The organism is Streptomyces sp. NPDC006610 (genome assembly GCF_040611575.1).
In the GTDB taxonomy this organism is placed as follows: domain Bacteria; phylum Actinomycetota; class Actinomycetes; order Streptomycetales; family Streptomycetaceae; genus Streptomyces.
On the sequence record NZ_JBEXOP010000058.1, the window covers coordinates 1 to 6,867 of the forward strand.

8 protein-coding genes are annotated in these 6,867 nt (G+C 71.4%); all 8 read left to right on the plus strand.

Annotation, left to right across the window (positions count from 1 at the left end; all coding sequences use genetic code 11):
* Nucleotides 1–107: 107 nt before the first annotated feature.
* Nucleotides 108–752: an HAD family hydrolase gene (locus ABZY13_RS31250; RefSeq protein WP_356636747.1), complete on the plus strand. Its 645-nt coding sequence runs from the start codon at nucleotides 108–110 to the stop codon at nucleotides 750–752.
* Between the two features lie 37 nt (nucleotides 753–789).
* A complete protein-coding gene (locus tag ABZY13_RS31255; protein ID WP_356636804.1) occupies nucleotides 790–2,007 on the plus strand; it encodes an MFS transporter in 1,218 nt (405 codons plus the stop codon).
* Nucleotides 1,958–3,130, plus strand: a complete 1,173-nt coding sequence (locus ABZY13_RS31260; protein WP_356636749.1) for an acetoin utilization protein AcuC — start codon at nucleotides 1,958–1,960, stop codon at nucleotides 3,128–3,130. The genes ABZY13_RS31255 and ABZY13_RS31260 overlap by 50 nt, the downstream gene beginning before the upstream one ends.
* A 100-nt stretch (nucleotides 3,131–3,230) precedes the next feature.
* Nucleotides 3,231–4,046, plus strand: a complete 816-nt coding sequence (locus ABZY13_RS31265; protein WP_356636751.1) for a phosphatase — start codon at nucleotides 3,231–3,233, stop codon at nucleotides 4,044–4,046.
* 134 nt (nucleotides 4,047–4,180) lie between these two features.
* Nucleotides 4,181–4,393 (plus strand): helix-turn-helix domain-containing protein, encoded by a 213-nt coding sequence (locus ABZY13_RS31270; protein WP_121791081.1) that lies wholly within the window; start codon nucleotides 4,181–4,183, stop codon nucleotides 4,391–4,393.
* Between the two features lie 113 nt (nucleotides 4,394–4,506).
* Complete coding sequence (locus ABZY13_RS31275; protein ID WP_003948845.1) at nucleotides 4,507–4,605, plus strand: AURKAIP1/COX24 domain-containing protein; 99 nt, start codon at nucleotides 4,507–4,509, stop codon at nucleotides 4,603–4,605.
* A 157-nt stretch (nucleotides 4,606–4,762) separates the two neighbouring features.
* A complete protein-coding gene (locus tag ABZY13_RS31280; protein WP_356636754.1) occupies nucleotides 4,763–5,824 on the plus strand; it encodes an NAD-dependent epimerase/dehydratase family protein in 1,062 nt (353 codons plus the stop codon).
* A 13-nt stretch (nucleotides 5,825–5,837) separates the two neighbouring features.
* Nucleotides 5,838–6,867 (plus strand): lysophospholipid acyltransferase family protein (locus ABZY13_RS31285; RefSeq protein ID WP_356636756.1); only part of this gene is annotated, 1,030 nt, incomplete at its 3' end.

The following is a 6,867-nucleotide window of genomic DNA, read 5'->3' on the forward strand; positions in this document are numbered from 1 at the left end:
GATGGTACTGCAGGGGGGACCCTGTGGGAGAGTAGGACGCCGCCGAACAATCTTTGAGAAAACCCCGTGCCTTTCGGCACGGGGTTTTCTGCGTTTAAGGTCGGTTCATGCGCTACGACCTCGTCATCTTCGACAACGACGGTGTGCTCGTCGACAGTGAGCCCATCTCGAACACCCTCCTCGCCGCCTACCTCACCGAGCTGGGCCACCCCACCACCTACGAGGACTCGCTGCGCGACTACATGGGCTCCGCCATGCACCGGGTGCACGACCTGGTGGAGGAGCGGACGGGACAGCGGCTGCCCGCGGACTTCGACGACGTCTTCCACTCCCGCGTGTTCGCCGCCTTCGCCCGGGAGCTGAAGCCCGTCGACGGAGTCGCCGACGTGCTGGAGAGGCTGGCGTCCGACGGGGTGCCGTACTGCGTGGCGTCGTCCGGGAGTCATGAGCGGATACGGGTCGGGCACCGCACGACCGGGCTGGACCGATGGTTCGACGACGAGCGGATCTTCAGCTCCGAGGACGTCGGACGGGGCAAGCCCGCACCCGACCTCTTCCTGTACGCCGCCCGGCGGATGGGCGTCGAGCCGCAGAGGTGTGTCGTCGTCGAGGACAGCCCGCTCGGCGTGCAGGCGGCGCTGGCCGCAGGCATGGACGTCTACGGGTTCACCGCGATGACGCCGGCCGAGCGGCTCACCGGGGTGAACGGACTGTTCTCCAGAATGGAAGACCTCTGCGGTCTGCTGAGTTGAGGAAAACTCACCTACGCTCCGCCGCATGACCGATGTCATGCCGGACGCGCTGCGGCGCGGCCGGTCCTCGCTGGCGTTCGGGTTCTTCGTCCAGGGCGTCGCGTTCGCCCTCCTGGTGACGCGGATCCCGGCCATTCAGGACCGGTACGGGGTCTCCGACGCGCTGCTGCCCGCCTTCCTGGCCGCCGTGCCGGTGCTGGCCGGGGTGGGGAGCGTGGCGACCGGGCGGCTGGTGCGCCGGGTGCCCCCGAGCCGGGTGCTGCGCTGGTCCCAGCCCATCGTGCTGCTGGCGCTGCTCGGAGTGGGAGCCGGGGAACGGATGGCGGAGCTGGCAATCTCGCTGGCCGCCTTCGGGCTCGCCGTCGGGGCGCTCGACGCGTCGATGAACATGCTCGGCGTCAGCCTCCAGCGGGCGTACGGGCGCAGCATCATGCTCGGGTTCCATGCCGCGTACAGCCTCGGCGGCATCGTGGGGGCCTCGCTGGCGTGGGCGGGGGCGCACTGGGAACAGGCGCTCGTCGTGTCGTATCTGCCGGTAGTGGGGGTGCTGGCGCCGGCCGCGCTCGTCGGGAGCCGGTGGTATGCGGACGACCGGGGCGAGGGACGCGCGCCGGAGGCGGGGAAGGTCGAGGGGAGCGGGGTGGGGCTGCGGGCGTTGCTGCCGCTGTGCCTCGTGATGACCTTCGCCTACATCGGGGACGCGACCGTCTCCAACTGGAGCGCGAAGTACGTGCAGGACGTGCTCGGCGGGTCGGAGCAGCTGGCGACCGTGCCGTACAACGTCTACATGGTCACCACGCTGGTGGGGCGGGCCTTGGGCGACTTCGGGGTGCGGCGGTTCGGGGCCGCGGCGGTGGTGCGGGGCGGGGCCGTCCTGGCGGCCGTGGGGTTCGCGGTGGTGGCGGGGGCTCCGGGAGCGTGGGCCGGGATGGCGGGGTTCACCCTGCTGGGGCTCGGGCTGTGCGTGCTGGTGCCGCAGACCTTCGCGGCGGCCGGGCGGCTGTTCCCGGGCGCCTCGGACGCGGCCGTGGCGCGGCTCAACGTCTTCAACTACGTCGGCTTCCTGATCGGTTCCCCGCTGGTCGGGGCGCTGGGGGACGCCTGGAGTCACCGGGGGGCGATGCTCGTGCCGATGGTGCTCGTGCTGGTGACACTCGTGTACGCCCGGTCGTTCGATGCTCAACCGGACCGATACCGTGGCGGGCATGAGCGGCCGCGCACAGCTGATGTGGGACGAGGCAGTAACGGGGTATGACTTCGGTCCGGACCACCCGATGGATCCGGTCCGGCTCACGCTGACCCGGAAACTGGTCGAGGCCTTCGGGCTCGACCGGGAGATGAAAACCGTGGCGGCCCGGGCGGCGGGGGAGTCGACGCTGCGGCTCGTCCACCGCCAGGACTACATCGACGCGGTGAGGGCGGCCTCAGCGGACCCGGCGGCGGCCGACCCGTCGTACGGGCTGGGGACGGTGGACGACCCCGCGTTCGCCGGGATGCACGAGGTGTCGGCGCTCATCGCGGGACAGTCGGTGGGCGCGGCGGAGGCCGTGTGGCGGGGGGAGGCGCTGCACGCGGTGAACTTCGCCGGCGGGCTGCACCACGCCATGCCGGCCGGGGCCTCCGGCTTCTGCATCTACAACGACGCCGCCCTGGCCGTCGCGCGGCTGCTGGAGCTGGGCGCGGAGCGGGTCGCCTACGTGGACGTCGACGTGCATCACGGGGACGGCGTACAGGCGGCGTTCTGGGAGGACCCGCGGGTCCTGACGATCTCGCTGCACGAGCATCCGCGGACCCTGTTCCCGCAGACCGGGTGGCCGGAGGAGACGGGCGCGGACTCGGCGGAGGGCGGGGCGGTCAACGTCGCGCTGCCGGCGGGGACCGGGGACGCGGGATGGTTGCGGGCCTTCCACGCGGTGGTGCCGGAGCTGATCGCCGACTTCCGGCCGCAGGTGCTGGTGACCCAGCACGGGGCCGACACGCACTTCGAGGACCCGCTGGCGCATCTGGCGGTGTCGCTGGACGCGCAGCGGGCGGTGCAGGACGCCTGTCACGACCTGGCGCACCAGTACGCCGACGGGCGGTGGATCGCGCTCGGCGGCGGCGGATACGCGGTCGTGGAGGTGGTGCCGCGGTCGTGGACGCATCTGGTGGCGATCGCCGCGGGGCGGCCGGTGGCGCCCGAGGAGACGATCCCCGAGGGCTGGCGGCAGGAAGTGTACGCACACACACGGCAGTTGGCGCCGGCCCGGATGACGGACGGGCGGTGGCCGGTGCGGTGGGCGCCCTGGGAGGCCGGGTACGACCCGGCGGACCGGCTCGACCAGGCGGTGCTGGCGGCGCGGCGGGCGGTGTTCCCGCTGCGCGGGCTGCTGCCGTAGGGCGTCCGGGGGCGGGGGCTTCCGGCGGGCGTTACGCCAACCGTGCGCCTTCACCGGGATTCCGGGGCGGGCGGGCGGCGGCGTCCGTCACCATCGGGCCATGGTGTCCCGCGGCGCGCTGCGCGCGCATCTCCTGGCCGCGCGGCTCGCCGGCGCCGTGGCCACCGCACGGGAGACGAGCCTGCGCAGCTACCGGCTGTTCGCGGCCCGCGACCCCCGGGTGCTGATCGGGATCGATCCCGAGAACGACTGGTCACAGCGGGATTTGCTCGCGTTGATGGCGCGGAAGTGCGGGGTTTCGGCCGATCCGCGACACGTTTCGGGGCATGATGTGATCGACCCGGAGCGGACGCTGGCCCGGCTGGACGCGTTCGCGGAGCGGGTCGCCGGGGCCGCCCGACGGGGCGCGCCCGTGCTGCTGGGGACCGGGCACCCGCACCGGCTCCTGGACTTCTACGTCGCTCTCGCGGACGCCCTGTCGGCGGCGGGATGTGCTGTCCTCACACCGGCGCAGGGTCTCTGTGTCGACATAACGACCCGGTTCGGTCTACGTACACACCGGCTCGACTACGTACGAGGCGTGGCCCTGGTGCGGGAGGCCGGCGGGGGAGCCGCCGGTGGTGCGACCGGCGCGCACACTCACTCGCCGCTGCCGGTGAGGGCGGCGCTGGCGGCGTGTGCGCAGGCCGGCGGGCCCCTGCCGGAGCTGGTGATCGGCGACCACGGCTGGGTCTGCGGGGCAGGTCAGCTGGGGTTCGAGGCCATCGGCCTGGGCGACACCGACGATCCCGCGCTGTTCGTCGGGGAGGCCGAGGGGCGCGTGTCCGTGGCCGTGCCCCTGGATGACGGTGTGCGGTCGCTTTACTACCGGCCGCTCACGCACTACGTAGTCAAACGGGCGTGTCTGTCACAGTAGGCCGCCGATGGGTGCACCTCTTCCCCACTCGCATCACCCGCCCCTAGTCTGGGGAGTGAGCACGCAGCGACGAAGAGTCACCGGAAGGGGAAGCCGGTGGCCGTCGAGTCGAGTGCGGAAGGTTCAGGTGTGTCATGGCTGCAGCTGGCGAGAGGCCTCTGAACGAGGTTCAGTTCCTTACCGTGGCGGAGGTCGCCTCGGTGATGCGAGTGTCGAAGATGACCGTGTACCGCCTGGTGCACAGCGGTCATCTGCCCGCGATCCGGGTCGGAAGGTCCTTCCGGGTCCCGGAACAAGCGGTCCACGAGTACCTCCGCGACAGCTATGTGGGGGTGGAGACGGCCTGAGCGATGCGCCTCGATTACGACCTCAGCGCTCGGGCGGGTAGGCTAGCCCCTCGTAGGTCGTGTGGGCCCATGGCGCCCAAACACCGAGTGATGAGAAGTGAGCGAGGGTAGTCGTGGGCTCTGTTATCAAGAAGCGGCGCAAGCGGATGGCCAAGAAGAAGCACCGCAAGCTGCTCAAGCGCACGCGCGTCCAGCGTCGTAACAAGAAGTAGTACCAAGCGGTACGACGCGCTGAAGGACGCCGCGAAGGCGTGGTCGTGGGCCCCCCACCGGATTCGGTGGGGGGCCCACGCGTGTTCACGCGCTAAGTTGGCGAGCAGACGGGGAAGGCGACAGGGTACGCACCAGGACGGAAGGAAGGCGCTGATCTTGGGCAAGGTCGTGCTCGTGACCGGGGTGGCCCGCCGGCTGGGGGGCCGGTTCGTCCGGCGGATCCAGCGGGATCCGGACGTGGACCGGGTCGTCGGCGTGGACGCGGTCCCGCCCGAGCACCACCTCGGCGGCGCCGACTTCATCCAGGCCGACATCCGCCAGCCCACCATCGCCCGGGTGCTCGCCGAGACGGGCGCCGACACCGTCGTCCACATGGACGTCACCGGAATCGCCCTCGGCAGCGGCAGCCGGACGACGGTCAAGGAGACCAACGTCATCGGCACGATGCAGCTGCTCGGCGCCTGCCAGAAGTCGCCCGCGGTGAAGCGGCTGGTGGTGAAGTCCAGCACGAACGTCTACGGGTCCGCGCCGCGCGATCCCGCCGTGTTCACCGAGACCACCCCGCCCAAGTCGCTGCCGAGCGGCGGCTTCGCCAAGGACACCGTCGAGGTCGAGGGGTATGTGCGCGGGTTCGCGCGCCGCCGGCCGGACGTGGCGGTGTGCGTGCTGCGGTTCGCCAACATCCTGGGGCCGAGCGCGGAGTCGCCGCTCGCCTCGTACTTCGGGCTGCCGGTGCTGCCGACGGTGTTCGGCTACGACCCGAGGCTGCAGTTCGTGCACGAGGACGACGTGATCGAGGTGCTGCGCATCGGCGCGCACGAACCGCGCCGGGGCACGCTCAACAGCGGCACCTTCAACATCGCCGGGGACGGCGTCCTGCTGCTGTCGCAGTGCTCCCGCAGGCTGGGGCGGCCCACGGTGCCGCTGCTGCTGCCGGCGGTCACCTGGACGGGCTCGCTCGTGCGTACGCTGGGAATCACGGACTTCTCGCCCGAACAGATCCGGCTGCTGACCCACGGCCGGGTGGTGGACACGACCCAGATGCGCGAGACGCTGGGCTTCACGCCGAAGCACACGACCGCGGAGACGTTCGCGGACTTCGCCCGCAGCCGCGGGCCCGGACTTCTGCCGCCCGAGACTCTCGCCCGGGCCGTCGACCGGGTCGCCGAACTGCCCCTGCCGGGCGGGCGGCGGCTGCCGACGCAGAGCGCCAACTGAGGAGCGCAGCACGATGGCGGACGCCAAGGTCATTCCGTTCGACGACGACCGCTCCCGCGGCGGCGCGGCACAGCGGCGCCGGTCCGCGGCGAGCCGACGCGGCTCCGGGGAGGCGGCCCAGGCCTGCGAGGTCCAGCCGCTGCCGGGCACGGAGACCGCACAGACGCAGGCCGCGCAGGAGGACGTACCGGCGCCGGAGCCGTCGTACGACGATCCGCGCGGCTTGGAGAAGCGGATCGCGGCGGGGCTGGCGTTCCTGCGCCGCCGCCTCACCGGCGACTACGACGTCGACGACTTCGGCTACGACGCCGAACTCACCGACCAGGTGCTCATGTCGCTGCTGCGGCCGATGTACGAGAAATACTTCCGGGTCGAGGTGAAGGGCGTCGAGAACATCCCCTCCGAGGGCGGTGCGCTGATCGTCGCCAACCACTCCGGGACGCTGCCGCTGGACGGGCTGATGATGCAGGTCGCCGTCCACGACGAGCATCCGGCGGGGCGTCATCTGCGGCTGCTGGCGGCCGACCTGGTGTTCGTGCTGCCGGTCGTCAACGAGCTGGCGCGCAAGCTCGGGCACACGCTGGCCTGCGCGGAGGACGCCGAACGGCTGCTGGGGCAGGGCGAGCTGGTCGGGGTGATGCCGGAGGGCTTCAAGGGCATCGGCAAGCCGTTCAGCGAGCGGTACAAGCTCCAGCGGTTCGGCCGGGGCGGCTTCGTGTCCACGGCCCTGCGGCAGCGCGTGCCGATCATTCCCTGCTCGATCGTCGGGGCGGAGGAGATCTACCCGATGATCGGCAACGCGAAGACGATCGCGCGGGTGCTGGGGATCCCGTACTTCCCGCTGACGCCGACGTTTCCGTGGCTGGGGCCGCTCGGGGCGGTGCCGCTGCCGACGAAGTGGACCATCCAGTTCGGCGAGCCGATCCCGACGGACGGGTATCCGCCCGAGGCGGCGGAGGACCCGATGCTGATGTTCAACCTGACGGACCAGGTACGGGAGCAGATCCAGCACACGCTGTACAAGTTGCTGGTGCAGCGGAGGT